Below are 25,083 nucleotides of genomic sequence, written 5' to 3' on the forward strand. Positions count from 1 at the left end.
CCTTAAGGCCAGTAGCATCAATAGCTAGGTGCTGTATCGCTCCTCTCGTTTTAGTCTTAAATGAAACCTCAACTTGCTTGGCTCTACGACTGATGCAGGTGTAATGCGGACAACTTAACGGTACATGAGCTAACCTAAATATCGAGTCGATAAATCCTTGAAGCGCTCTCAATGGCATAGAAAAAACTCGTTTGACCATAAGTGCTGTCGTGATAGCTAAATCACTGAACCGACGCGGCCTCCCGCGCTTATTCTGTTTGTTTTGCGCCCACCCGCTTATTGCTTCTTCATCAATCCAAAAGGTCAGAGAACCACGGTTAATGAGTGATTGGTTGTATTGCTTCCAGTTGGTTGTTTTGTAACGTGGTTTAGGCATAGGGCTACGAGATAGAGTGAACGTAGCTGATCAGATCGTAGGTTCTTGATTTAGTTCCATTGAATTACGCAACAAAGCCCCAGTGAATGGTAAAGAAGTTAGGTGTGCTCTGGTCGCAAAGATGAGAGATAAATTACTCGCGGTTCGAGGGGATCAACAAACGGAATTTCATCAATTGGCTGCCTTAGGGTTGGAGAAGAAAAACTTCAATATGGAAAGTAATATTGGAGAATGAAATGGTTAAAAATAGAAGGGAGTTTGAATAATAATGACTTCAAATACGGAACTGTTTACCTACTTATTTGTTACATTGCTATATGCGTTTATGCCCGGTCCTGCAATGCTTTACAGTATTGCTCAAGCTGTGTCAGGAGGGAAGAAAGTAGGAATTATGGCAGCTTTTGGCCTTCATATAGGAGGTTATTTTCATGTAATTTTAGCTGTATTAGGTTTGTCTTCTGTGCTTTTAGCTAATCCTTCTCTCTATTCTGCCATTCAAAAGCTAGGAGCTCTCTATCTTGTTTGGTTGGGTTTCCAACGTATCTATCTATCAAAAAAATTACGTATTACTTCTTGTGAAAGCAATCTTACCTCTCCTAAAAGAACGTTTATTGATAGTGTCATTGTAGATATTCTGAACCCTAAAGCCGCAATTTTCTATCTTGCTTTTCTCCCACAGTTTGTGAATGAAGCAGGAAGTGTTGCTGTTTGGCTCCAACTGCTTATTTTGGGAGTTGTTACGAATTTATTGTTTAGTAGTGCTGATCTGTTAAGTGTTTTGATGGCGAGTCATCTACAGAAAAAGTTTCAAGCAAGAAGTAACTGGGTTGATTTTTTCTCAAGGTGGTCTGGTAGTATTTTTATACTGTTAGGTGTTATGGCCTTGGTAAACTCCTCGTACAATTAGGGGAAGGGACATACTTCTCGGATTTTTTAATTTCAAGTTGAGCTTTATGTTTACGATGCAATGACTTAGGTTAGACGGTAGTGTTACTCGTTACTTAATTCGGAGTTAGCTGCCACTCATGTTGTGAGGAGGAGTGATAAATGGAATATCCACTTATAGGAGCATGTCAGTGCGGGCAAGTGACCTATGACTTGTATGAAAAACCACTAATGGTCTTTGCTTGTCACTGTACAGAGTGCCAAAAACTGTCTACCAGCCCATTTAGCATTACAGCAGTTGTCGATGCCGAGAAAATAGAGTTTTCTGGTCAACTGAAAACTTGGGAACGTTTAGCTGATAGTGGCAATCGTAATTGCGCGATGTTCTGTCCAAATTGTGGAAACAGAATTTACCATTTCAATCCAGATGCACCGCAAACGGTTAAATTAAAGTTAAAACCAACTGATATGTCGGCAGCTGATATTTTCGAACCTCAAGCACATGTTTGGGTTAGTGAAAAACTAGATTGGTACCAAATACCAACTAATGTAAAGGTTTTCCCTGAGCAGCCGGGGTAGCGGTGAGCAAGTGTTTAAGATATTAAAATACTTGTTCTAATCTATTGAGGTTTAGGGAGTTTCATTGCATTAACTTACTTTTGGCCAGAACTTTCATAGGTTGAATCTTTATCTGTGGCACTTTCTAACTCGAAAGTGCCCCAAAATCACTTAGATTAAAGACTCTACACTATTAAGAGGGCGTGCGTTTACCCTACTAAAACTTATTCGATTGAGCTGATAACTCATCATTCCGTTACTAGGTGACATCTTGTACGCTAACTCCCCTTTATGTGGCATAAGGTATTGATTGTCAGTTGAGTTAATATGAAAATGAATGCCTCACCTAAGGATGAAAGACAACAATTTGTTGTCTAATAAGCGTTAGGGCTCTAGGAGAATACGGTGTTAAACAAAGATATCGCTAAATTTTCATACAAGTGCATGTCCGATTCTAAATGGAGAAAACTGTTCGGGGTTGTTAATGACTCAAGTTTGAAAATCGTACAATGTACGTGGAAACTTGTGGGTGAACAGCAATGCCGAAATGGCTTCGTTCCCGATTTAGAACAACTTGGTGACAATTATGTAGGCGACTGCGGCGCTTTGAATGGTCCTTTTGAATTCAGGCGTATTGAATGGCTTTTATTGCCTCATCGAGTTGAGTTTAAGCCATATAAAAATGCACCAACGCAATACAAAACGCAGGATTTAACGCCAATATTAAAGCATTTAAATATGCTCGGGAGTTTCGAAGTAGAGATGGACAAGGTAGGGTTGAGAATATATGGCTACAAGCCCTAACAAATAAGGATTAAGCGTTGCGTAGCCAACGTTAAATCCCAAGAGTTGAACAAGCCCGAGCCTCTATATATAAGTAAATTGTGCGTCCTGCACGTCATTTTTACTATTTGCCATACCTGCACTTATTGATGATTTGCTAATTTAGCAAAACCACTGACACGGAAATGTCCAAAGGCGTTCTAGCGCTCATTGCCGTTAACTGTAATCTCGTCATTTTTAGCCTGTATTTTGGGGGTGAAAGTGCCCCTGTATAAGCGTAATTTGGTGTTAATGTAAAAACAGTGTGGTCAAATCTACACCCCAACCCCTTCCAATAGGGGCGTTTTTCATCGATAATCCAAACTCTTAGTGAAAACAAAAACCAACCGGATACTTTGTAATAAGTGCCCCTGTATTTTCAATTCATCACCACACACCTACGCCAGTATTGCCATTCAGTCGAAGGTAAACTTGATCGTGCTGAGTCGTCTTTTGGGGCATGCTGAAGCAGAAACGACGTTAAAGTATGCGCATTTGGGACGTGAGGACGTGTGTCAGGCGGCCTCTCATGTGTCGGGAGTACTCGTTAAGGGGATGTGCTCATGAAGTCACTGTTATTCACTTCTAAAGTCATTCAATCACTGAATTCAAAAACTAGAACGTATACGGTGTGGGATACCCAAGTTCCAGCGTTAGGGGTTCGAGTTTATACCGATGGTCGCCGTTTCTATGTGACTCATTTATCCATTCCCAATCAGACGTTGGCGGTAGTGGGGCAACTGACACTAAAAAAAGTGAGACAACACGTACGCGCTTTACAGGCCTCTTTTTTAGACAAAAAGACGAAACCGATACGGTTGATCCGCTTTGATGCGTTGGTGAAAGAAGAATGGACGGATAAGGTCTGCAAGGGATGGAAACTGAGTACACAAAGGACAGCGTCGAGCGCCCTAAAAAAGCATTTGTTACCCGAGTTTGGGCGCTATCCTGTCAGCCGTATTGATTCGTGTCATGTACATCGTTGGTTTGATGAATTGAGTCAGAGTTACTCAGGGACAGCTAATCGTAATCTTGATGTGCTTCGTTCTATTTTCAAATATGCGGTGAAGCAAGGTTATTGCATGGACAATCCTTGTGACGGTTTCAAGCAAAATCGTAAAAAAAAGCTCAATCGTTTTTTGAGTTTGGACGAGTTAGCGCGGTTGCATAACGCCTTAACGGTCGTCAGCCAGCAAGGTGATATAGAAGCGTGCTGTTGTCAGGTGCTAAAGCTGGTGCTGTTAACGGGATGTCGAATTTCAGAGGTAACAGGCCTGCAATGGTCTTTTGTTAAAGGCAGGGAGTGGCACTTGCCGGACAGCAAAACCGGTGCGAAGGTGGTGTATGTTGGCAAGGAAGCGCAACAGCTCCTTTCAGACATCCCAAAGCAAGCATGGAGACAGCGTAGCGAATCACACGATGATGTGTTTATGCCTTTGCGTCTTTTTGTGAGTCGGTCGACTAAGGTTAGTATGGTATGGCAACAGGTGCGAGCCTTAGCTCATATCGAGGATGTGCGCATTCACGATTTGCGTCATACCTTTGCCAGTTATGCGGTGTTAGAGGGGTACCCTATTCCAATGGTGTCGAAATTGTTGGGTCACACGCGTATTTCATCCACGCTTCGTTACGCTCACGTGGATGATGCGCAAGTATCGCAATCTGCTGAGGCCATAGGGGAAGTTATTAGTGGAATTTTATCAGGCCAGCTTGTGAGTACCCCTAAAACTCGAAAAGTGAGAGCATCCAGACTTAAGCCAACGAAATCTCCCCTCAAATGCAGAGGAAGACCTATCAAAGCAATACCTGAACTTACCGATGAGGAGGTTGAACGGCTTAGATATGAAGTGGAATTTTGGGAATGGTGATTAAAATCTCTGTAGGAATAACACAAGTGCATCAAACTTTATGGCTAGGGTTTTGGTGAAGTTTTTTTTGGGGGAGTCACACTTGGAGTTCTATGCTCATTTACTTTTTTCTTGCCTCACCGTAGACCTTCAGCCCTGTATCATCACGGCTAAATGCTGGATTGCTTCTTCACCAATCCAAAAGATCAGTGACTCAGGAGTGATTAAAGCTTGACTATATTGTTTTCAGTTAGTTTCTTTATAGCGAAGCTTGGTCATTAATCTAAGTTTGAGTCAACTTAGCTGCTCAGCTCATAAGTTTAAGGTTTAATTTTGATAAATAATGATTATTTATCAAAATTACATGTGATTGTTAGCATCGTTTTTTTAAGTCCAGGGCTAAAGTTGAAATATTCATTTTTTACTTATTAGAGTGGTATAAATGTTATGACTGTAGCAAAGAGGACATTAGGACGGATGGTGTTTGTTGCGCAATTTTTACCATTTTTATGGTTTGTTCTTCTAGTATTAATCCAAGAGTGATTTTAAGGGTGATTAAGAACGCATACTTTGATTCATTTAAAGAGGAGTGGCGGGTTATCTGAGTCCTTGTACAAGGTTTGCTGTCCCACTAATTTAGCTCATCAGATTACACTTGTATACAAATGGTAGTGTTTTGAAAGGACAGTGTTAAAAAACAGCTTGAGCTAAGTTTGTTCAGGCGAGTTTCTCATATATCGGTATAAGTTAGGAGAACGGTCGTCCATGTAGCGTTGAATTTATTATTAAAACAACTTCTATATCTTATTGCTAATAATCAAAGATAAGCCAAATCCAATAAATATCCCTCCAGTAACCTTATTAAATGTCGCTCTAACCTTCTCTTTTATAAGCCAAAAATTAAGCTTTTTTGTTACTAACGCGTATGTCAAAAGTGCTAGGAATGACGATGATGTAAAGGTGAGTGTAAGCAAGATAAATTGCGGTATGATGGAATGTTCAACTTCGATAAATTGAGGAAATAAGGCCGAATAAAATACGATAGCCTTTGGGTTAGTTACACCAACCAGATATGCTTCAAGAAACAGCATCTTTCTGCTATTCGTGCTAACTTGGGGCTTATGATTTTTTACAGTCCTTTTGTTTGATCTCCATGTTTTTATTCCAAGAAAAACTAGATATATGCCGCCAACCATTTTTATAAATAGGAATAATGATTCAGATGCCAAAAGAAGAACACCTAAACCTGTAGCCGACAAGCCTGCCATTGTGAGCATAGCCGCAACATTTCCAAGAATCCCTGAGACCGCTCGCTTAACCCCATACACGGCTGAATTTTTCACAGTCAATAAGACCGCTGGCCCCGGGGAAAAAGTAGCAGCTACACAAATTGTAAAAAATAGTAAATAGTCCATATATTTGTTATCCGTAAACCTATTGAAATTGAAAGGACGTAATGCTCTGTTTTAGAGGATGATGACACTACCCGAGTTTAAAAGGATTACATCATAAGCACCTGTATTGTGCCTTAGTTATTAATTATTTAACCATAATTTATATTTAAATAATTAACAAACCCCTGTCAATTCCCGTTTTGTTAATTTAAATTATTTTAAATATTAATTCTATGGTAATAGAAGTGCAAATTTTAGTTAGAGGGTTACAAGGAAGAATAAGATGCTAACGCAAAAGCTTGCTATTGTTGGAGGTGGGGTTGGAATGTTGTCTATACTAGATCATATATATTCAATGTCAGACTCGAAATTTGAAATATATGTTTTTATGGAAAATACAACCGGTGTTGGCGAGGCTTACAAACAAGCTCCTGATGAATTTATAATGAATACTCGTAATGATAGTATCTCGTTTTTTAATCATATAAACGACTTTCAAGATTGGATAGCCTGTAATCATCCAACTCTTTCTTCGACAGATTACTTTGTACCTCGACGGGTTTTTGGGAATTACCTTAATGAAGTTAAAAAAAATATATTGGTTAAGCTAAAGAAGAATGAAAATAACGTTCACTTTCTTGGATTAGTTAGTGAAATAAAAAAATGTGGTTCTATAGTTTCGGGTAATACGGTTTATGATAATTTTGATGCGATATTTACTTCTATTGGATTCGGCTCTTCATTCCCAATCAAAGAAAACATTTCAAAGATTAAATCAATCCCTAAGGAGGGAACTATAAACATTGTGGGCTCAGGGTTGTCATCGATAGATTGGATTATTTTAGCAAATAAGTTGAGGCCAGATCTCCGCATTAATGTATTTTCTAAAAATGGAATCTTTCCGGCTGTAAGAAGCCACTTTTCTGAAAGTGATTTCGACAATATCTTTGAGAGTAAACCAGAATTGTTAGATAACCCTTGTTTGTTTAAGCTATTACGACTCATAAAATCTGAGTGCCTTAAAGACCCAATTAATGGAGAAGCGGATTTTAGAAACTTGCTTAAGCCCAAGAGAGAACTGCGAGAAGAACTTGACATTGCTCGAACAAGAATTCCTATCTGGCAACCTCTTCTTTATCGTTCAACTAAAAACTATAGCAAATTTTTTAGTGGTCTTCCTTCTAGGCAGAAAAGGTTACTTAAAAGACATCGTTCTATATTTGTAAATAGACGAGTTATGTTCCCAATTAGGAACGCAGAAATAATTAATAGTTTAATTGTTGATAATAAGTTAACTATCGAGAAGAAAGTGGTGAATAAAGAGTTTATGGTAAGAGAAAATACTATTGACTGTACATGTTGTTACTTGGCGCTCGAGCGGTTTCTTAAAAGTATAAACGTGACAAGTCATGATGGTTCTACTCTAGTTGATGCGAATTTTAAGGCATGTAGCAAGAGGAATCTTTATATACTGGGTCCCGCAACAAATATCGATAATTATTTTACTGAGGTTTCATCCCTCACTTACTTGCACGCAAAAGAAGCGGTGAGTGACTTTTTATCAATAAATTTTGGAGAATCCAAATGATTAATAAGAAATTTATACGTAACAATTTCAAATTACGCCTAAAAAATGGCGAAAAGCTTCATGGACTATGGTTTTCGTCATGCAGTCCCATCATTGCTGATGTAATACGTGATTCAGGTTACGATTGGGTGTTAATTGATATGGAGCATTCAATTAACACTACCGAATCAGTAGCAAACATTCTACGTTGTTTTAGAGATAGTGAAACCTCTCCAATCGTCCGACCTCCAGTTAACGATCCTGTTGAAATAAAGCGATTGCTTGATGTAGGCGTGAAGAACTTCTTGTTTCCATTAACTGAGTCTGTAGATATGGCAAGGCAGGCAGTTGCTTCAACGCGATACAAAGCAAAAGGTGGGCTTCGAGGTGTATCTTTAGGTCAATGTGCTAATCACTTTGGTCGTATTTCTGACTATTTCGATAAGGCAAACCAAGATATAACTGTGATTCTTCAGGTTGAAAGTGCTAAGGCAATTTCTTTGGTGCCTGAGTTAGCTTCAGTTGATGGTGTAGATGGTCTTTTCGTTGGCCCTGCCGATTTGTCAGATGACATGGGTAAGACGGGTCAAACTTTTGAATCAGATGTACAAGAGAAGATCGGGGAGTTTATCCAACTTTGTAAAGAGTCTTCAATTCCAGCAGGCTCCTTAATATTCAATGAAGAAATGGCAGATAAATATTATTCTGACGGGTTTTCTTTTATCTCATGTGCCAGTGATCTTTCATTGTTGAGAAATTCTGCTGACACACAAGCCCAAAAATTTGTAGTTAGTGTTAATTAAATCTAAGGATCGAAGATGGTGGATTTATCTATCGGAGTACCAGAGTGCCCAGTTAAATATATTGATAGTTTATCGGTAGCTATTGAAAATGATGGTGTTAAGTGTGGTAAATATCCGTCTTCATTTTGTAAAGAAGAGGCTGAAGTAATTGAGCAGATCTTTCTAAAAAAATTAGGTATCAAGAATGTTTTGGATTCCGGGTTAACAGTTCACCATGGCGGGCGAGGAGCATTATATACGGTGTTTTGTGTCCTTTCGAGAATAGGGCTAAATGAAATATTTACGTCAACTCCTTATTGGAATGGATATTCTTCTATTCTTGGTTCTATCGAATCAAATATGAAGATTTCTAGTAGTGAATGTAAAAATAAATGTTCCGCAGCTTTAATATGCATGCCAAACAATCCTGATGGAAGAGTTGACCTTGAACGTTTGGCGCACTTGGTCGCAGTTTATGAATATGTTGTTATTGACCTAGTATATTTTAATTTTCTTTCCACCGATGAGGTTGAAAAAATCTCTTCAATATTAAAAGGGAGAACTAACTACATTTTAATATTTAGCACCTCAAAGTTTTGTGCTACTCCCAACTTGCGAGTTGGCTACTCCTATACACCCAATAAATTCCTTTATGAGATAGTTACACGGAAGCAATTTGAGCTTTCAAATTATCCTTCCATGTTAAATCGACAGTTAGCGATAAAGTATTTATCTGAACGCAAAGTGACCAGAGCTATCACTAGTTACTATCACGAAATACTCGACAATGTCAGACCGATAATAACTCCTGAAGGCATCTCATTTTCAGCGAATGGCATGTTCATGTGGATAGTTTGTAATGATTGTTCATCAGATATCGTAGTTAGAGAAATTTTTCAAAAATGCAACATTAAGGGTATGGCTGGGCATGATTTTGGTGAATCAAGAGGCTCGAGATGGTTATTAAGAGCTGACGTTGATTACAGGCACTTGCTCGAGCAAGTTTTTCTACTAAACAAGGAAAAACAAAAATGAATGGTGTGATTTTCCATAAAAATATTCTAAAGCCACTTGATAATGAAGGCTTCTTACCAATGCACACAGATGGCCGTGTGGGGGTTAATATTCGCGAGATATTTCATGATGCGGGTGAGAATGGTTCACGACTAGCACTAGTAAAGTACGATCAGGCTGCTTTGGTTCCCGAACATATACATACAGGCTACGAAGTTATCTTTGTCCTTGAAGGTGTTCTAAGTGATAACTATGGAAACTATACTCGGGGGGAATTGATCGTCTATCGCCCAGATTCCGCTCACTCGTTGCATACTAAAACCGGGTGTATATTTTTGGTTCTATGGGATAAGCCAGTTGAACGGGTAGGGGAGAGTGCTGGTGAGAAGAAATGATATTGTCACTATAGCTCAACTATTGAAAGGGGTAGACACTATCGATATTCTTGGCTTCGGTAGCTGTGTATCTCCAGACTATTTGTTGCAATTAATTGTTCAAGCCCACTCTCAAACGGGAATAAAAAAGAAGTATGGTGTTATTTGTCCTACTTTTACAGGTAGCGGTTATAGGCATGGGGTTAATATACTAGCTAGTAATCAAATGATAAGTTGGGCTATTGGTGGTTTTTTTGGGGCTGCTAGAGGGCTTGGAGATGGGATTATTCGTGGTGATATAGATGGGTACACTTTGCCTCAAGGTATTGTAAATCATTTATTGGGTTCTACGTCTCGTGCGGTTCATTCCAATATAGGGTTGAAGACTCTGGTCGATCCTTCCTATCGTGGTGGAGCGCTTGGAGACAACCCGCAACTTAAACCAGTAACAACTGGATCTGCAGACAATACGCTAAACTATAGCCTTCCACATTCTGAGTTAGTTTTACTACGAGGGTCAGGTTTTCTAGTTAACGGCGATGTTATTTTAGAGAAAGACCCTATTGATCTTGATTTGAAACGCATTTTAGACGCTTCTCTTGTTCGACGCGCAAAGGTTATTATTCAGGTCCCTGAAATAACTTTACCGCCGTCCCCTTTGCATATAGCGATCCCTCGCTGTTTTTTTAGTGGTGTGTTCTCCTATAGGGCGGATAACCACTGTGTTACTTATAGGAACGACTATTCATTACTTGGTGACAACAAACCTCTATATAGAGAGTGTAATACAGTAAGGAAGCTATCAACTCTTCTAGAGGAACGAGTAAGTAAGAATGAGAAGCTTATCGTAGGTATCGGCCTACCTGTCGCTGCCATTAACCAATTGAACTTGATAGACTCAGGTTATAGCGTATCAATTGAGTCTGGCAACCAAGGAGGGTTTCCTATTGATGGGCTTGGGTTTGGTATCTCAATAGATCCTGTTTCCATCAACTCTCAGACAAAAACATTTCAAGATATTTGGTCAAGAAAATTTGACCATGCATTACTCGGAGTTGGAAACATTGACGAAGATGGAAATGTGTATGTAGCAAAGCTAGGAGGTTCTCTATTTGGTGTTGGGGGATTTATTGATATTGTAGATAATGTAAATAAAATTACCTTTATCGGTAGGTATACAAAGAAAAAATTGATTCGCCGAGATTCTAATTGGATCTGCTTTAGAAATTCCGTCGTAAAAGATGTTGACTACATATTGACATGATTTCTTTCCAGTATTGCTACTGGTTGAATTTTAGCCCATAGCACTTTCTAGCTTAAAAGTGCCCCGAAATGAGTTTATGCAAACAAAAAGCAACCGTGCTCTGAGCGTAATGTGAACAAATTTTTCTTATGCTTTTTTCCTTGCAAGATTAGGGGGATGAAGGTAGGCGAATCTCTTCAACTACCTTCATACCGGGTATTAGTTATTGCGAGATTTAAACTCAGAGTGCCAGTCAAGAACGGCATTAATATCGGTATCTAGCTGCTCAGGTGTAGGTGGCTCTACCGGTGACTCACTTGGCTGGCTATGTTCATGCACAGAATATTCCCCCATAAGGCGCTCAATAAGATTGCAGTCCTCAATTGTTATCTTCGCTAAGTTACTAATTTTATTTTTTGTTTGGACATCTCTACGATGACGCTGAACCACATCTGCTAGAAACTCAACTTCAACAACTCTTTCAAGTAGAATTCTGAAGTCGCTGCAAATTGACTTCGCCAGAGGGGCATAAACCTCAGTACCGTGTGAATCCAATAGTTTTCTAGCTTGAGCTAACCTTTGATTCTTCAGCTCCTTTAAAGCATTAAGTGGTTTTTTCGCAAACAATGGAACAACTCCGTGCTCTCCGCAGCCCCAATGCTCACGCCTGATGTGTACGCATGTAGGATTCCCAAGGTCATTTAAGGCTCCTAATAAACTAATTCTATGAGTAAAAACAATAACTTGCCTATGTTCAGATAACTTAACAAGTCGTTTTGCAACACACAACTCATATGACTGATCTAGCGATGATATCGGGTCATCAAAAATAAACGGGGTAGTTTGAGGTTTACTATTAGTATCAGCTAAGAAAGCGGCAAGGCTTACAATTCGCTGTTCACCCTCGCTTAAAATGTCGTGGGACTTACTGCGGGTGAAGTTTTGGTTCATACCCATCAAGTGCAGTTTGTGCATCACTTTTCCTTTTGACACACGTGTTTTGGACAACTGAACATTGATTTTCTTTGCACCAAGATTATCTAGTTCTTCGTTGAAACGCTTAACATAAGCATCTGTTATTACTTGCTTTGATACTTCGCCAGCTTTACGTGTGAACTTTGAGCTACCTAACAATTTGCCCCATTCTTCATATTGCCTGTACTTCTCTAGCCTTTTGACCTCTTGAATAATGGCGTCAATGTAACCTGAAGCCCATTGTTTTGCTTTGTAATCATTAAGCTCGTTGGTTAGTTTCTCTTTGTTGAAAGCAATTACGTCTTTTTGATGGTTCTCTATTTCTTTTGCAAGCACCTCTTTTTTTTCTGATAGTGCTGCAATAAGTGAAGTATCAAATATGAATCCTTGATTTGGAATTTCAGGGTGCTTAACAAGAGCCTCAGAGACTTTTTCTATTTCACCCCATATCTTGCTTAAGACAGGTAGCCATTCTTCTTCGATAAGGTTTGATGCCGCTATTTGAGTCTTTAAGGCATCTTTCGTTGGTATTGATGGCAACTTTTTAACTAAGTTGTCAAAGTGTAGCTGCGTAGCTTTAACTTCTTTCTCAAGGCTTCCTTGAATGTGTTCTTCAAAAGACATAAAGCGTTGTTTAGCTGCATCTGAAAGTGGTTGATGACATAGAACACACTGAGCGTCATTTCCAATATAAGGGGCTTCTCCATCTGGATATGCTTCTTTCATAGAGTATTCTTTCGCAGCAACCCAAAGAGCTTTCCAAGTTTGACTTCCGATGCCATTCAGCAAGTTTTCATCTGAGAGGGCTTTAGCACCTTGCTCCGCTATTTTTTTTGCAAATTCTAGTTTAGCTTTAGATTCACTAATCTTTTCACAAACTAGCGAACTGACTTTTTCGCTTGCCACTAAAACTGAATTAGTGAGTTCAGTCAGTTGTTTTAGTTCCCGTGATTTCTTGTCTTTTAGTTTTGATGGGTCACCTTTTAGACGCTCACTAAGTTCATTGAGTTTGTTTTCGTCATCATTGGCAAAATTGAAAAACTCTCTCAGTGTTGCTTCCGGCACATCTGCTTTAAGCCTGTCGTTAATTGCTCGTATATATTTGGATTGCGTTAGTTCTACTGGAGTGTTGGGTAGAATTTTTACTAATTGAGCCTGCTCTGTATCGAGTAAAGACTTGATTGATGTGGAAACGAACACAAGCTTCTCAAACAGAAGAACATCAATCGGTACATATGACACTTCATTTTCATTATCAAGGTAAAGACCTCCAGTAGAAGAGTCGAAAATATCTGCTGAACTTATCTCAGGGATAGGTAGCGAGTTTGCAACCCAGTCAATTTTTTTCGCACTCACGCCATCAATACTAATAGCACATTTGCTCATAGCTGGAGGCGTTTTAAAAACGTTTGGTTTCAGGTCGTTAGCATTGTTTTTTCCACATGCCTTTTTGAGGATACGTGTGTAACCTGATTTGCCAGAACCATTATTTCCGTAAACAACAGTGAGTTTCTGTTCGAAGGTTAAAGGAGAGCGAGGGTTTAGGTCATCAATACCTTCAATTTCACCAATTGACTTAATCCATATTTGATTGGCAGTGCTTGATTCTTCGCTGAATTGTCCAAAATCTAATGCCTCGGCGCATGACTGACCTTTTAGAGTTTTTAACAACTCTTTAAACTCTATGATTTTATCTTGTGTGATTTCTTCCTGTTTTAATATGGCCTGAGCCGCCAACTGAACCCAGTAAGGTTGAGTATGTAGCCAGTTGATAATGCCTTCTCTCACGCTACCCATTCGCAATACTCCGGTAAACTTTTGATTGATATTCGAATGGGTTGATTAAAGCATGTGTTCATAAATATGAATATGCCATCTCTTTAATAAGAGCTAAAAAACTGATTTAGAGCAATTAATTGGACGGTTAAATCTTTGTTTGCCTGTATGTAGTGGATGAGTTATATGGGCCAATCAATAAGAAGATTTGCAATGCCTCAGGTTGTCTGTTAGGTGCTGATTTAGTGAAATCTGAAGCTCATTTATGTCCAGAGGCTTCATAGACCTGAATTTTGACTCGTGGTACTTTGACTCGTGGTACTTTCTAACTCGAAAGTGCCCCTAAATTGGTTTCGCCAAAAAGTCTACATTCACAGGTGAGCAGTGTTTGACCAAATAGAACTAATCTGGCACCCAGAACTCACAAAGATTGAAAAATGGGTGTTAGAGTGCTGTTTTTAGCTCAAAGCAACTCGATAATTCTTGCTCTATCAATCGATTTGAAGGCGTCATAAACTTACAAGGTGGTTTTAGAGAGTAATCCAATGGTTTATTACGAACCTTCGAAGAGTTAGGATGCTGCATCGTTTTTTATTAAAAGGAAATATTTTGACTCAGTGTAAATACCTCATTGATGTGGATTTTTTCTTACGTCATAATTTGACATCTAAAGGGTATGAATTAACCCATCCCGTAGTGTTAGACCAATACCCTCAGAATAGTAAATATGAGGCTCTTGAATTCTCTATCTATAAAAAGAAAGTTATCTATCGAAAGGGGAACCTTACACCAGATAGGCCCGGCAATTTTCTATCAATATGGAAGAGACCAGATGAAAATAGCACTGAATCTAGAAGAACCATGCCTTACGATAAGAATGATCTAGATTATCTTTTTGTTGAGGTTAATGATTACGAATCTTCGAAAAGAGGGATGTTTATCTTCCCTTTATCTGTTTTGATTAATAAAAAAATCATTACCTCAGATAAAGCTAAAGGTAAAATGGCATTCAGAGTGTTTCCACCATGGACATCTAGCCGTGGAGAGCTAAAAACAAAAGTGTTTTCCAATTCAGCAAAGAAAACTCAGCTCTGGCAAAGTGATTACTTTTTATGGATTGAAGATAATACAATCTTAGACTTTGAGAAATTCACCAAGATCTTCGGTAATTTAGCGTAATCGCACTTAGTGCGTACCTAAACCAATACTTTTGCTAGTGCTATGCTATTCATCGCACTAGCTCTTCACAACAACTTTGCCATACCTGTGATTATTCGTGGTTTGCTAATTTAGCAAAAGCACTGGCAAAGTTTTGTCCAGAGGCTTCATAGACCTGAAGTTTTACTCGTCGTCGCGACTCAAGGCGAGTTCCAATGATATATTTTGTAACTGCAAGCAATTAGCTTTGTCGATAAGAGCTGATAACAAAGAGAGCCAAAGCTGACTAAATTGATTAACCAATAACTTTCAATGTTTTTGGTTATAGTATGTGTAATACAAATCCCAATAATACTTGAGTTATTTCAAATGAAACAAGAAGTACATAGGTTTGAGCTATCAATAAATAGCACTATCTCTGAAGTCTATGGCCACTTTACTAAGGCAAATAGTGACCAAAGCCTCGATAGAATGTTTGAAGGTCTTCAAAAAAAACTCAGGAAAATTACCTGCTCAGTGAGAGAGAGGGAGTGTACTCTCATTAATGTGTACATTGCATACGGCAGAAGACAAGAGGACTTTGATGGTAGAGGGAAGACTTGTAATTCTTTTCCTACAAGGAGAATCGAAAGTATAATGAACACCCATTCTAACCTTTCGCCAGAAGACCTGCTAGGTGAGGCTTTACGATCTTTAGAGCACTGAGCTGGAACTTTAACGTTTTCTAGATTAGCGCATGATAGCTGAAAATATGAGCAAAAAAATTAAGAGTAATTAAACACCATGACAATGCGATAGAGTCAGACCATGCTCTAATCAAAAAGCTCATCGAAGCGATTCAAGGTCTTTAAAGGTTACGGATATTGAAAAGAGTCAATTTGATTTTTGGTTAAGCCGTGACCGGGCAGAGGTGAGAGTGCACGAGGGATCAGCGTTTTTGAATGAACTCTTCAATACATTTACAGTTTAAGTATAAAATGAGGCGGCCAAATAGCCGTCCCAGACACACCATCTGACTTGTTTATTCACTCATTCCTTTAAGCCAAAAATTAATTCAATTTCATCATCAAGTCTTCTGCCCGTTGGTATAAAACCAAGTTTTTGATAAATAGAGAGCGCATTGCCTTTTTCTTTATCCATCGTGGTCAGGGAGACGCCTTTTAAACCGATAATGGAAGCGTATTTCTTACTGAAGTTAATCGCTTGACTCCCCAATCCCTTTCCTTGGAAACGATGGTCAATCATGACGCGCCATACATATAAATGCTCCTTTTGAAAGTGTTCATCGTGTGTGTCCAGTATTCTAGGGTCAATCAGAGAGATCAGGCCCGCAGGTTTATCGTTTAAGTAAATACCATAGTTGATACTATCGTCGTTAAAACTGGCTTCTGCAAGCCACTCTGCGTTGTTAGCAATGAGTTGTTTTTGAGACTCTTCCACTGAGAGAGCAATAATGTCATCGATAATGGTATTGTTTATTTTTAAAAAGCTAATTTTATTCATGCTTATTTACCTTGGGTAGGTATTTCATTAAAAGTAACTGGCCAATGTAAGGATCTTGATAAGCTAATCTTGAGTTATCAAAATGGTAATGCCGCTTTTGTTCCTGTCATTTAACATAGGCTCTTCAACTATCTTATAGATCTCTTTATCTGGCGCATGCTAGAACTCGCCAATCGTTTTTCATTAAGGTATATAGTCACAGTAGAGTATGCTTTCTCAAACAATGAGGATGGAAGTTCTTGTTTCCTATTTTGTCTGCACCCATGACAGAAATATGAGTTCCAAGCGTTGCCCACGATGATTAAAAAAAAGGGTCCGTACAGTATTTTTGCAACAGTCCCGTTACAAGAACCAAAACAAAATCCCTGCTAGAGTGCTTACTAGTGTAATGAAAGAGAGCTTTAACGTGTTCTAAGCCAGTTACATGTTGTATGTCACTTATCAACTAAAATGGTGGCTCTTCTCTTACCGCCTTTGCACTCAACAGTGACGTTCACTCCATTGACGAGTGCTTTCTCATTATTCGCTCTGGCTCTCACATCGAGTTCAAATTTGGACAACGAGTTCGGTAAGCGCAAAAGAAAGAGTGCTGGTTACCCTTTTGCTTTGGTACAGGCCAAATCTTGATGTTATCGAAGATGGCCAATCGCAGTGCTAAAATAGACAAAACTCTGGAATATTGCAGCTAATGTTATCGAAAGCTATTCTGCACTATTTTTGTAGTTTGCGTAATTGGTGTAGCCAAACTCAACACCAATGATACGAACCGCCATATAAGTTTTAGCCCAGACCATTTGACGTATTATTCCGGAATCTTTTGTCTCTTACAGTATGACTTTGTAAGTAAAATCATTACATAATGAAAGCGTATTCACTAGGTTGCTAGTTCAAACCTTGATGCTTTGGTTTTTCTAATAGCGATAAGATGTCGCTCCTAATGAATTGATAGCAGCGTAGTTTCTTACGTCTAAAGCGGGACTTGATTGGATGAACCAACGATAAATATAGGACGATTCACAATAATGCCGTGCTTGGCCGACATATCACTCAGATTGACATTACTCATGGGCGTTGATTAAGCGACTTTCCATACTTGTTAGAAGAATATTTATTACTTCTAAATCGTAGTCAATACAATGTTTCTAAAAATGACGTACTCTCTTACCTTTATCGTTTGGGTATAAAGAGAGTCGATTTAAAAGTGGGCAGTAAAACGTTGAATATTTTATAAAACTTTGACCAGAACGTTATATAAGGGCTTCAAGGAAGGTAATAACCTTAGTCTTTCGGTCTTTTTTATGACGTTGTCACAATGAAAGTTGGGTGAGGCGATAATTCCCCTCACTCAATTAGTACCTGAATATGATAACAATAAGGCCGATGGGTAGGAAAAGTCTAAAAGTTTCGTACAACGTCATACCATCCGGATGAAGGTGGACGTTAAGTGGGAAGGTGATGAAAGGGTTCCACATGACTCCGCGTTTAATCGAAGAAGGGACCTGTCGTATGACAAAAGAAAGTGCCCGCGCCGTTTTTTTTTCTTATCCTTATTTTTTATTGATTTAACTATTTATCTCCCCACGCGCCGTCCTTTATTGATGGCCATTTACTTGCTCGGCTAATGAGAAAGTTGTGCTAGTTCGTCTTTATTCAATCCTGTGACATCCATAATGGCTTCCTGATCTAGACCATTAAGCATCATCTTGTGCGCCATCTCCTTGAGGGCTTCTTGGCGACCTTCTTGGCGGCCACGTTGCTCGCCTTGTTGGCGCAATTGTTCTGCAATAGTCATAAGTGTTTTCTCGTGTTTCGGTACTGATGAGGCCAGTGACGTAATTAACGCCTCTAGGTTGATTTCTGTTCACGCATTCATTTTAAGATTGGCCAATGGGAGAGATATTTAAAGTGAGCTGACTGCCCTATAGAAACTAACCTAAACAAGGGCTCTGTTAGTTTCTATATGAATTCTGGGCCTCTTAATTGAGGGGGGTGTAGTGAGGGTTTTGAAAGAAGCGACTATTTCGCGATCAAGAAATCCTCAATTGATTTTCCAGCATCAAGCTGTTCTTGAATTATGGAAGGGGTGCGACCTTGACCGGTCCAGGTTTTTTCTATGCCGTTCCCGTCTGTGTAACTATATTTAGCAAGGCGAGGCTTACGTTTACCTTTTATTTTATTCTTTGATTGACCTGCTAGAGCTTCTATAAGAGCTTCAATATTAACACCATCGACCTTGATTTGCTTTGCGATTTCAGCGACTTTGGATTCTTGTTCAGCACGAGCTTCGCGCTCTACTTCTTCGCTCTCTTGGCGTTCAAGAAAGACGGTCGTTAACTTATTCAGTGCTTCTTCAAGTTCCTCAAGTGTTAATTCACGAGAGAACGCACGAAGCGAGCGGATATTAAGTAAAGTTTTTATCATTTCGGTCATGTTGAGTCCATTTACATTTAAATTGAGATAATATTACAAATCAATAAGATACACAAAAATTGTCGAAACACGTTTTCTCCAAAAATAGCGTTGTGAATATTCCCTCTTAGGCATATTTTTCTAAATATCAATGAGTTATTGCCTATCTTCATCCGAGAATGATGCTTTTTTAGGGTAAATAGTTCGAGCGTCGCTAAAGCTTATGGATTTAAAGTGGCTGTACTGAATATCTTTGATTAATTTAGTGTTCAAACTTTCATGAGTAAACGCACAGTAAATATGCAAGTTATTGATGGCTATAGAGGATAGAGCACTCTCAAGTTGAGTTTCAGTAACCATGTAGATCAAAGGGGGTATTTCGGAACATCTCATATAACCATCAACCTCGTCATAGCATGTTGATTATTGCATGTGTCTGCATAAAGAAAAGTATGAATAGTCCTAAACTCTTATTGTGTCTCTGCATTGAAAACTGGCGTCCGTAAGGTTTGGGTGAAATTTTCACCTACCACTAGGATGGAAGGCTCCGTGTCACAGGGTGAGTATCGCAGTATATTATACTAGACCTAAATCCGGATTTAGGTGGAAAAATGAAGAAGAGAATTGGACCCTATGCGCAAACCTAGCCTAGCTAATGCCAATTTTAAAAGGTTCATGCGTAAGCCAGAGTTGCGTATTGAAAAGCTCTCTCTTTATGACCTATTTGGTCAGACTGGCTTTGGGTGCGTTGTCATATGGGAAAGCTTTCAGTCAAGGTTGAAGATGGGTATTTAGTCGGACATTGTCTACCCAAGGTAAAACCGAGAAATAGAAAGGCACTATTCAATCGTATAATCGTTATCACTCTCGGTGCAATAAAAGGTGAATGACTTCATCTTTCTCTTCAGAGTCAACTTCAACGCGATAAAAGCCTTTGGCTTTTAGCGCTTCAATTAACGCTTCCAACCGATGGGTTTTCACCGTCATAGCCAGGGGTTTTATCTGGTTATTGTCTTCATCAAACCCTTGCTCTATGCTTTTTTCTTTCATGTAAAGAGTATCTCGTTCCATTTCTTTTGTGGGGTCTTCCAACATAGTTGGAAACTGATGCTGCTCAAATAATTCCGTTAACATGATATAGAGTTCATCAGCCTGTGAGAACTTGGCTTGATACCCGAGATTCAGTTGATTTACCTCCCACATTTTTTTTTCGAGGTTGCCTGTTACACTTCGGCCAATACTGATCATGGTTTTGAGTTCATTTTTACATGTCGAGAACTGAGGCCGTTTTACTTTTGGTTTGATGAATTTTACCAACAGTTCATTTCTTCTTTTCGTTGTCCAATATCCACCTTGTTGACTCATGGTTAAATACAGTGCGAGAAGCGCATTCGTCACGATCTCATCAAGGGCTTGATAGTGCTTAAGGTTTCGACTCATGAATTTATTCTTTCTCTTTAATTGAAGCTTCCTAGCTGTTTTTCACGATTTTAAATTGAGTGCGTAATCAGCGTGTATTAAGGCTTAAATAATAAGGCGCATTCAAAAATTAACGGGGAACGCGAACATATACCTGCTCAAACTTTAATGGCACCGCTCGTCGCAATCCCGTAGCTGGCGAAGCCAGTCGAAGGGTGAGCAAGCGGTATTTCGAACCTCTTAAACCACCATGATTAAGCCTCTTTTCTAGACACAGAATCAATAGAAGGTAAGAGATCCTAAATATTTTTTTAATTGATTGATACTGTTAACTTTTCTTATTCTTTTTTCAAGCGAGACTATCGAATCATCAATCACCTCAATATACTTTTCCATTTTGGCTTGCGTCTTCTTCTTGCTTGGTGCTGAGAATTGTCTCCAGACTTGAGACTTAACTCCTTGTTGGCTAAAGATGTCACGGTGGGCCCGATTTAAATCCAGGAGCTTCATTTCGAGCAAATGCTCCATTCTCACTAAAGTTGTTTCATCAAGAAGGTGCTCAGAATCGGGGACATATTCTGTCAGCATTCGGACTAAGGTCATCACATCATTCTCTCGTTTGGCCACCGCCAGTTTCTGCATTAAACGATGTTTCTCTTCTTTCTTTAACGGGTCAGACTCTTTATCTGGATGGATAACACTCGCAATGCGTTTGTACATTTTGTTGAGTTGAGTACCTCGGAACATTTCTTTGATGTTAAGCGCGTCGTCGTCTTCACTCTCAAAATAATCGAATTCAAAATCGTCCCAATCGTCCTCATTTTGGGCCCGTGGTGAAAACGAGTCGTTATTATGTTTAACAAAAGAGGCCCATAAGGTACTGATAAAAGCTTCAATGGCGAATGGATCACCAGAAGCCAGAATTTCACGGATTTTTTTGTGGGGTAAATCAATATCAGCGCCGAACATCTCCTTCATGCCGTTTTCAAATTCTCGACAAGCTGCATTGAGCGCTTGCTGTTTCTCTTTCTGAAATACTTTATTATGATAGGTTTCATACTCTTCGCATAACGCCTCGACTTTGTCTCTATCATTGATAAAAGGGCGATCAAGCAATTCAATTAACTCCTGTTCAATCGCTTGCATCAAGCGATTGCGGATATTGGTTTTGAGTTTTTTTGAGGTCAAAAATGACATCAAGTGCTTAACCCAGGCACAGTGAAGATGGTCGAGCTTTTTATCATAGGGAGTCAGTTTATCTTTGTATTCAGAAAAAAGCTGATTGACCTTGAGCTCGGCCTTTTGATTACGCCGTTCATTTTTTTCAATCTTCCTCCAGAGCTCAGATAAATAATCCGACTGAGAATGTGGAACGTTGTTTGAGTGAAAAATAGGAAGTGTCATATCCGTCCTTTTCTCTTCTAGTAACCCATGTGTTTTTCTAGGCTAACAGCGTAAGAAGAGAAACACCTCGAAGTAATACTAATTTATGTTCCTTGAGTTTGAATTACCCTCTGACGCTGATAAATCGAAACGCTAATCTTAGTATTCAATGGGCCATTCATTTTGTAAAGCAGCAAGCTTAAGCGGCTGAATAAGAACCGTGACCATTTAATGAAATTAAGAAGAAAGCCTCTCACAGCGCCATACTGCTCTTTTTAGGCTGCAATATTGACAGCACTAAAAACCCTCGCCCTGCTAAGCCATACCATCCGGATGAAGGTGGACGTTAAGTAAGGAGATGATGAAAGGGAGCCACCTGACTCAGCGTTTAATCGAAGAAGGTCCCTGTCGTATGACAAAAGAAGGTTGCCGCGCCGTTTTTTTTGCTTGTCCTTAAGTATTTATTTTTCTATTGATTTAATTATTTATCTTTATACGTAGTGTTCATAAGCGCAGCCCCTTATTGATGGCCATTCTAGCGGTCTTTTTTATCCTTCCTTTCTTGCACGGCCTTTCTTATAAAAAACCGTGAATAGAGAAATCCCTTCCGAATGAGACTGCGTGCGCAAGATAACCCTGAATAACCTGTTGGGAGAAACCAGAAAAATGAGAGATAGAGCAGGGTAGGCTAAGGTTCAGACGTGCTGATCCCTCCGCCTTCGCGGAGACGAACGTGTCTTTTTAATTAGGGGCCAGGTCCGGTTGATACTCACTAAAGAAGGCTGAGGTTGATTGCGCATAGGTGTTTAACGTTGACGCATTGAAGATCTCTTGTATCCCTGACGCTATCTTACGGAAAGAGAGCCATTGAAAGCTCAGTCCTTTCTTTGTCTGGCGTTCCCGTGTTGCGAGGATCAATTCGATGATGTTGGTGTAACGCACGACTTTTAAGTCATTAAAGAAGCGAGGTGTAAACTGTTTGTACGCGGGTGCACTGCGTATCGTCCCTTCGTCTTGGTCGACACACACATTGATCCGCTCACTGTGAAAATAGCTGGCACGCTTTAGATACTTCACCGCTTTAGCAAAGGACTTCGGCGAAATAAACTCTCCAAAGCGCAACGCATAATCTTCTTGAAGCTGGTCGTAGCTGATGGTTTTCAATCCCGCTTCGGTGGGCAAACCGATGCGCCCTCCAATGAGGTCTGTGTTCGGCAGAGTGCACGCTAATACTTTCGCAATTAAGGTGCGACACTGCACATTATTCACCGCTTCACCGCCCCATGCATTAAGTGACGGGAAACGATTGGGGTTGGTAATAAATTCTTCACACCCTTTTAAGATCCGCGCGTATTCTGGCGGTAGGGTTTCTACCTTACCGCTTCGGAGCAACCGACGAGACCTAAACCCGATCTCAAAAGGCGTCTTAGGGTTCCGCGCGTTCTCTTCTTCAATGACGCGTTGATACAATTCAATCAAATCCAGTTTGCGAGCCTTACGCTTACAGCGATACTGCGCATCGTAACTCGATTTATCGAACGGGGGAGGGGAGGAGCTAAACGTTTTCATAAGACTCACCGTCCACGTTTAAAACACACCTCGCTTCATCCTGAGGGACAAAAAAGGCGGTGTTAGGCAGAAAGTGGATTCTCCTGAGCGTTAGCCCAAGCTGAGTCAAAGGAGTCATATTTTTGAAGTCCGTAAGTTTTTGGGGAGTGTTTAGATTGGTTGTCCAAACGGTGAAATTTCACGCTATCTCAACCGGGAAAAGAAATCAAACGCCGGTTTTCTAGACACAAAAAAACCGTCTACTTACGGGAAGACGGCTTTTTTGCGAGTGCTATTTAGTCAGAGTACCACCTCTAACACACTCTAAATCCTAGAAAAAACACACGGCATTGGGCACTACAGGCTTAGTGGCCAAGGTCGTGTGTTTTAACCACAATGACCTAAATCAATTATAGCGTATCGTCGTCAGATATTTCAAACGCTAAGTCCGCTTTGGATTTTCCCCTTAACATAACAAATATAATACGCACTAAATTAAACTATTGATTTTAATGGTTATTTTATTAAATTTAACGTTACCTTTGTTTTTAATTTTAAATAAATAATCCATTAATTATTTTTATTGGGATTATTTGATGTGCTATAAATTTTTCAAGGTTATTTGTTATCTCATTGTTATTTATCTGCTATTTTTGGTTACGCATTATATTTGTTATGTTAAATTGCAAGATTGAGAGGCCCATCACAAAAGCAAATAAGTTTAATAATTCTGGGTCACTTTTGAACGATTAGAGGGTTCAGCGATATTTCAGTTTGAACTCGGTCGTTTCGGTTTTTCTTAATTGAAAAGGATTTTGTATGAATTTGAAATCAGAATGTAGGGTTGATAACAAGGAAGTCGGTATCGCTTTTAGTCTTTCAGCAAACGCGAATAAAACGTTAACGCTATCGGCGAAAAGAGCAGAACGGGCCAAAAAGCGCGAAGGGAAACTTCGATTAGAAGATCATCTCAAACGTTTTCCCAATTGGTCGCTGTAACGAATGATATTGCCGTCTGAGATCTTATTTCAGATGGCCTCGAAGGTGGGCTGCCTTCACGATTGCAAAAAGCGCCGCAGAGGGGCGCAGGCCTGCGTAATATGCCTAACAAATTCAGGAGCCCTCTCTGGGGCGACGTCCAAGGCTGTTTTTCTACTCAATTAAGCACGCTGGTTGAGTGGTGAAATAGAGTTACTTGGGAATACCAGACACCACACCCTTTGGATGTGCGCATTCTACTACAAGAATGCTCAAGCCAGTTTGTAGCACGGCTCTTGAAAGAGAGCCCATTGTTTTGCTTTTTTAAAAGAACAAAACAATGTCCTAAAAAGGAGTGTGAACGATGCAGATTATCTACGGACATTGTCGTACAGATGAGGCGGCGAATGTATTAGGCCACTTTGTTGAACAAGGGGATTTTGTCAGCGTCAAAGAACTGGGAACGGTCGGGCGTGAACACATGGCGTTTGCCGCCTTACTGTCTTTTACTGGACACCTTTCATTCCCTTTCTATTGGAAGGGTGTTCATTTTGTTGCGATTCAAAAACAAGTTCAATCAGTTAACCGTCTCACTCTCCCAGCTTCAAAGAATGCTTGTAAAAAACGTTATCGGAAGCTTAAGAACACCATCATTAGCGCTCAAAATTGGAAGCAACATGTGAGTCGTAATCGCGGTTTGAAGTACGCGAAATCTTCTCTGTTTTCTTTATGATGCGTGCCTATACCTGTCGATTTTAACCTTTCTCCCCACGCGCCGTTTAATTTGCACGTTGCACGGTCTGCCTAGGACAACCTAACCCTTCTTCCCAGCTTCTCAGGCAAGGAGGTCTTTTACTCCATCATGACCAAACACTTGATAAATTTATCACTCAATAAGGATATTTATTATGAAAAAACGCACCCAGCGCACCCTCCTTGTCGGGCTTGGCGTTGCTGTCTCGACACTTCTTATCACTCAGCCCGCTCTGGCTGCCGATATCTTCGCGTCAGGTAAACAAGCCATGAAAGACTCGGCGGGCAAAGGCTCTGCGGTTGAAACCGCGATGCTGGG

20 protein-coding genes and 2 pseudogenes are annotated in these 25,083 nt (G+C 39.8%); 13 read left to right on the plus strand and 9 right to left on the minus strand.

Annotation, left to right across the window (positions count from 1 at the left end; genetic code table 11):
* Positions 1 to 376 (minus strand): IS5 family transposase (locus AACW75_RS17850; RefSeq protein WP_237297897.1); only part of this gene is annotated, 376 nt, incomplete at its 3' end.
* Positions 377 to 644: 268 nt separating this feature from the next.
* Here AACW75_RS17850 and AACW75_RS17855 point away from each other — a divergent pair.
* The 4 genes from AACW75_RS17855 (at position 645) to AACW75_RS17870 (ending at position 4,509) form a co-directional block, all read left to right on the plus strand.
* Positions 645 to 1,283, plus strand: coding sequence for a LysE family translocator (locus AACW75_RS17855; protein ID WP_237297898.1), 639 nt, complete (start codon positions 645 to 647; stop codon positions 1,281 to 1,283).
* A gap of 140 nt (positions 1,284 to 1,423) precedes the next feature.
* A complete protein-coding gene (locus AACW75_RS17860) occupies positions 1,424 to 1,840 on the plus strand; it encodes a GFA family protein (protein WP_017102639.1) in 417 nt (138 codons plus the stop codon).
* A 384-nt stretch (positions 1,841 to 2,224) separates the two neighbouring features.
* On the plus strand, positions 2,225 to 2,623 hold the full coding sequence (locus AACW75_RS17865; protein WP_237297899.1) for a hypothetical protein: 399 nt from the start codon (positions 2,225 to 2,227) through the stop codon (positions 2,621 to 2,623).
* A 581-nt stretch (positions 2,624 to 3,204) separates the two neighbouring features.
* Positions 3,205 to 4,509: a tyrosine-type recombinase/integrase gene (locus AACW75_RS17870; protein ID WP_237297900.1), complete on the plus strand. Its 1,305-nt coding sequence runs from the start codon at positions 3,205 to 3,207 to the stop codon at positions 4,507 to 4,509.
* 776 nt (positions 4,510 to 5,285) lie between these two features.
* On the opposite strand, the gene AACW75_RS17875 is transcribed toward AACW75_RS17870, so the two are convergent.
* Positions 5,286 to 5,903: a LysE family translocator gene (locus AACW75_RS17875; RefSeq protein ID WP_237297901.1), complete on the minus strand. Its 618-nt coding sequence runs from the start codon at positions 5,901 to 5,903 to the stop codon at positions 5,286 to 5,288.
* Between the two features lie 262 nt (positions 5,904 to 6,165).
* Here AACW75_RS17875 and AACW75_RS17880 point away from each other — a divergent pair, with 262 nt between their 5' ends.
* From AACW75_RS17880 to AACW75_RS17900, 5 genes are read left to right on the plus strand one after another with little or no spacing between them, the layout of a single operon-like run.
* Positions 6,166 to 7,470, plus strand: a complete 1,305-nt coding sequence (locus AACW75_RS17880) for an FAD/NAD(P)-binding protein (protein WP_237297902.1) — start codon at positions 6,166 to 6,168, stop codon at positions 7,468 to 7,470.
* The gene (locus AACW75_RS17885) at positions 7,467 to 8,252 is read left to right on the plus strand and encodes an HpcH/HpaI aldolase family protein (protein ID WP_206372160.1); all 786 of its coding nucleotides are present in this window, start codon (positions 7,467 to 7,469) and stop codon (positions 8,250 to 8,252) included. The genes AACW75_RS17880 and AACW75_RS17885 overlap by 4 nt, the downstream gene beginning before the upstream one ends.
* A 15-nt stretch (positions 8,253 to 8,267) precedes the next feature.
* On the plus strand, positions 8,268 to 9,266 hold the full coding sequence (locus AACW75_RS17890) for a pyridoxal phosphate-dependent aminotransferase (RefSeq protein WP_237297903.1): 999 nt from the start codon (positions 8,268 to 8,270) through the stop codon (positions 9,264 to 9,266).
* Positions 9,263 to 9,640: a cupin domain-containing protein gene (locus AACW75_RS17895; RefSeq protein WP_237297904.1), complete on the plus strand. Its 378-nt coding sequence runs from the start codon at positions 9,263 to 9,265 to the stop codon at positions 9,638 to 9,640. Before AACW75_RS17890 ends, AACW75_RS17895 begins: the two co-directional genes overlap by 4 nt.
* Positions 9,627 to 10,883, plus strand: coding sequence for a hypothetical protein (locus AACW75_RS17900; protein WP_237297905.1), 1,257 nt, complete (start codon positions 9,627 to 9,629; stop codon positions 10,881 to 10,883). Before AACW75_RS17895 ends, AACW75_RS17900 begins: the two co-directional genes overlap by 14 nt.
* 198 nt (positions 10,884 to 11,081) lie before the next feature.
* Here AACW75_RS17900 and AACW75_RS17905 read toward each other — a convergent pair whose 3' ends face one another.
* Positions 11,082 to 13,634, minus strand: a complete 2,553-nt coding sequence (locus AACW75_RS17905) for an AAA family ATPase (protein ID WP_237297906.1) — start codon at positions 13,632 to 13,634, stop codon at positions 11,082 to 11,084.
* 675 nt (positions 13,635 to 14,309) lie between these two features.
* Between AACW75_RS17905 and AACW75_RS17910 the strand changes: the two genes are divergently transcribed.
* Positions 14,310 to 14,792: a MepB family protein gene (locus AACW75_RS17910; RefSeq protein WP_076649410.1), complete on the plus strand. Its 483-nt coding sequence runs from the start codon at positions 14,310 to 14,312 to the stop codon at positions 14,790 to 14,792.
* Positions 14,793 to 15,800: 1,008 nt separating this feature from the next.
* Here AACW75_RS17910 and AACW75_RS17915 read toward each other — a convergent pair.
* From AACW75_RS17915 to AACW75_RS17945, 6 genes and pseudogenes are all read right to left on the minus strand, one after another.
* A complete protein-coding gene (locus tag AACW75_RS17915) occupies positions 15,801 to 16,274 on the minus strand; it encodes a GNAT family N-acetyltransferase (protein ID WP_016800590.1) in 474 nt (157 codons plus the stop codon).
* A 1,618-nt stretch (positions 16,275 to 17,892) separates the two neighbouring features.
* Positions 17,893 to 18,126 (minus strand): annotated as a pseudogene (locus AACW75_RS17925) (ISNCY family transposase); the annotation flags it as partial.
* 164 nt (positions 18,127 to 18,290) lie between these two features.
* Positions 18,291 to 18,704 (minus strand): H-NS family histone-like protein, encoded by a 414-nt coding sequence (locus AACW75_RS17930; RefSeq protein WP_069592252.1) that lies wholly within the window; start codon positions 18,702 to 18,704, stop codon positions 18,291 to 18,293.
* Between the two features lie 840 nt (positions 18,705 to 19,544).
* Positions 19,545 to 20,123, minus strand: coding sequence for a DUF2913 family protein (locus tag AACW75_RS17935; protein WP_017101494.1), 579 nt, complete (start codon positions 20,121 to 20,123; stop codon positions 19,545 to 19,547).
* 258 nt (positions 20,124 to 20,381) lie between these two features.
* Positions 20,382 to 21,506, minus strand: coding sequence for a hypothetical protein (locus tag AACW75_RS17940; protein WP_237297908.1), 1,125 nt, complete (start codon positions 21,504 to 21,506; stop codon positions 20,382 to 20,384).
* Between the two features lie 720 nt (positions 21,507 to 22,226).
* Positions 22,227 to 23,054, minus strand: coding sequence for a hypothetical protein (locus AACW75_RS17945; RefSeq protein WP_237297909.1), 828 nt, complete (start codon positions 23,052 to 23,054; stop codon positions 22,227 to 22,229).
* A gap of 798 nt (positions 23,055 to 23,852) precedes the next feature.
* Here AACW75_RS17945 and AACW75_RS17950 point away from each other — a divergent pair.
* The 3 genes and pseudogenes from AACW75_RS17950 to AACW75_RS17960 all read left to right on the plus strand — a co-directional run.
* Entirely contained in the window at positions 23,853 to 24,032 is a 180-nt protein-coding gene (locus AACW75_RS17950; protein WP_016800598.1) for a TraY domain-containing protein, read from the plus strand.
* Between the two features lie 343 nt (positions 24,033 to 24,375).
* Positions 24,376 to 24,744, plus strand: a complete 369-nt coding sequence (locus AACW75_RS17955) for a hypothetical protein (RefSeq protein WP_237297910.1) — start codon at positions 24,376 to 24,378, stop codon at positions 24,742 to 24,744.
* 175 nt (positions 24,745 to 24,919) lie between these two features.
* A pseudogene (locus AACW75_RS17960) lies at positions 24,920 to 25,083 on the plus strand (type IV conjugative transfer system pilin TraA); the annotation flags it as partial.

It is taken from the genome of Vibrio sp. L3-7 (assembly GCF_963898195.1).
GTDB lineage: Bacteria > Pseudomonadota > Gammaproteobacteria > Enterobacterales > Vibrionaceae > Vibrio > Vibrio echinoideorum.

Bases quoted from the DNA above. Each gene is read 5' to 3' on its own strand.
- AACW75_RS17890 (WP_237297903.1), top strand. From the start codon at position 8,268: ATGGTGGATTTATCTATCGGAGTACCAGAGTGCCCAGTTAAATATATT.
- AACW75_RS17880 (WP_237297902.1), top strand. From the start codon at position 6,166: ATGCTAACGCAAAAGCTTGCTATTGTTGGAGGTGGGGTTGGAATGTTG.
- AACW75_RS17905 (WP_237297906.1), bottom strand. From the start codon at position 13,634: ATGGGTAGCGTGAGAGAAGGCATTATCAACTGGCTACATACTCAACCT.
- AACW75_RS17940 (WP_237297908.1), bottom strand. From the start codon at position 21,506: ATGACACTTCCTATTTTTCACTCAAACAACGTTCCACATTCTCAGTCG.
- AACW75_RS17950 (WP_016800598.1), top strand. From the start codon at position 23,853: ATGAATTTGAAATCAGAATGTAGGGTTGATAACAAGGAAGTCGGTATC.
- AACW75_RS17855 (WP_237297898.1), top strand. From the start codon at position 645: ATGACTTCAAATACGGAACTGTTTACCTACTTATTTGTTACATTGCTA.
- AACW75_RS17860 (WP_017102639.1), top strand. From the start codon at position 1,424: ATGGAATATCCACTTATAGGAGCATGTCAGTGCGGGCAAGTGACCTAT.
- AACW75_RS17930 (WP_069592252.1), bottom strand. From the start codon at position 18,704: ATGACCGAAATGATAAAAACTTTACTTAATATCCGCTCGCTTCGTGCG.
- AACW75_RS17875 (WP_237297901.1), bottom strand. From the start codon at position 5,903: ATGGACTATTTACTATTTTTTACAATTTGTGTAGCTGCTACTTTTTCC.
- AACW75_RS17955 (WP_237297910.1), top strand. From the start codon at position 24,376: ATGCAGATTATCTACGGACATTGTCGTACAGATGAGGCGGCGAATGTA.
- AACW75_RS17885 (WP_206372160.1), top strand. From the start codon at position 7,467: ATGATTAATAAGAAATTTATACGTAACAATTTCAAATTACGCCTAAAA.
- AACW75_RS17945 (WP_237297909.1), bottom strand. From the start codon at position 23,054: ATGAAAACGTTTAGCTCCTCCCCTCCCCCGTTCGATAAATCGAGTTAC.
- AACW75_RS17895 (WP_237297904.1), top strand. From the start codon at position 9,263: ATGAATGGTGTGATTTTCCATAAAAATATTCTAAAGCCACTTGATAAT.
- AACW75_RS17870 (WP_237297900.1), top strand. From the start codon at position 3,205: ATGAAGTCACTGTTATTCACTTCTAAAGTCATTCAATCACTGAATTCA.
- AACW75_RS17935 (WP_017101494.1), bottom strand. From the start codon at position 20,123: ATGAGTCGAAACCTTAAGCACTATCAAGCCCTTGATGAGATCGTGACG.
- AACW75_RS17915 (WP_016800590.1), bottom strand. From the start codon at position 16,274: ATGAATAAAATTAGCTTTTTAAAAATAAACAATACCATTATCGATGAC.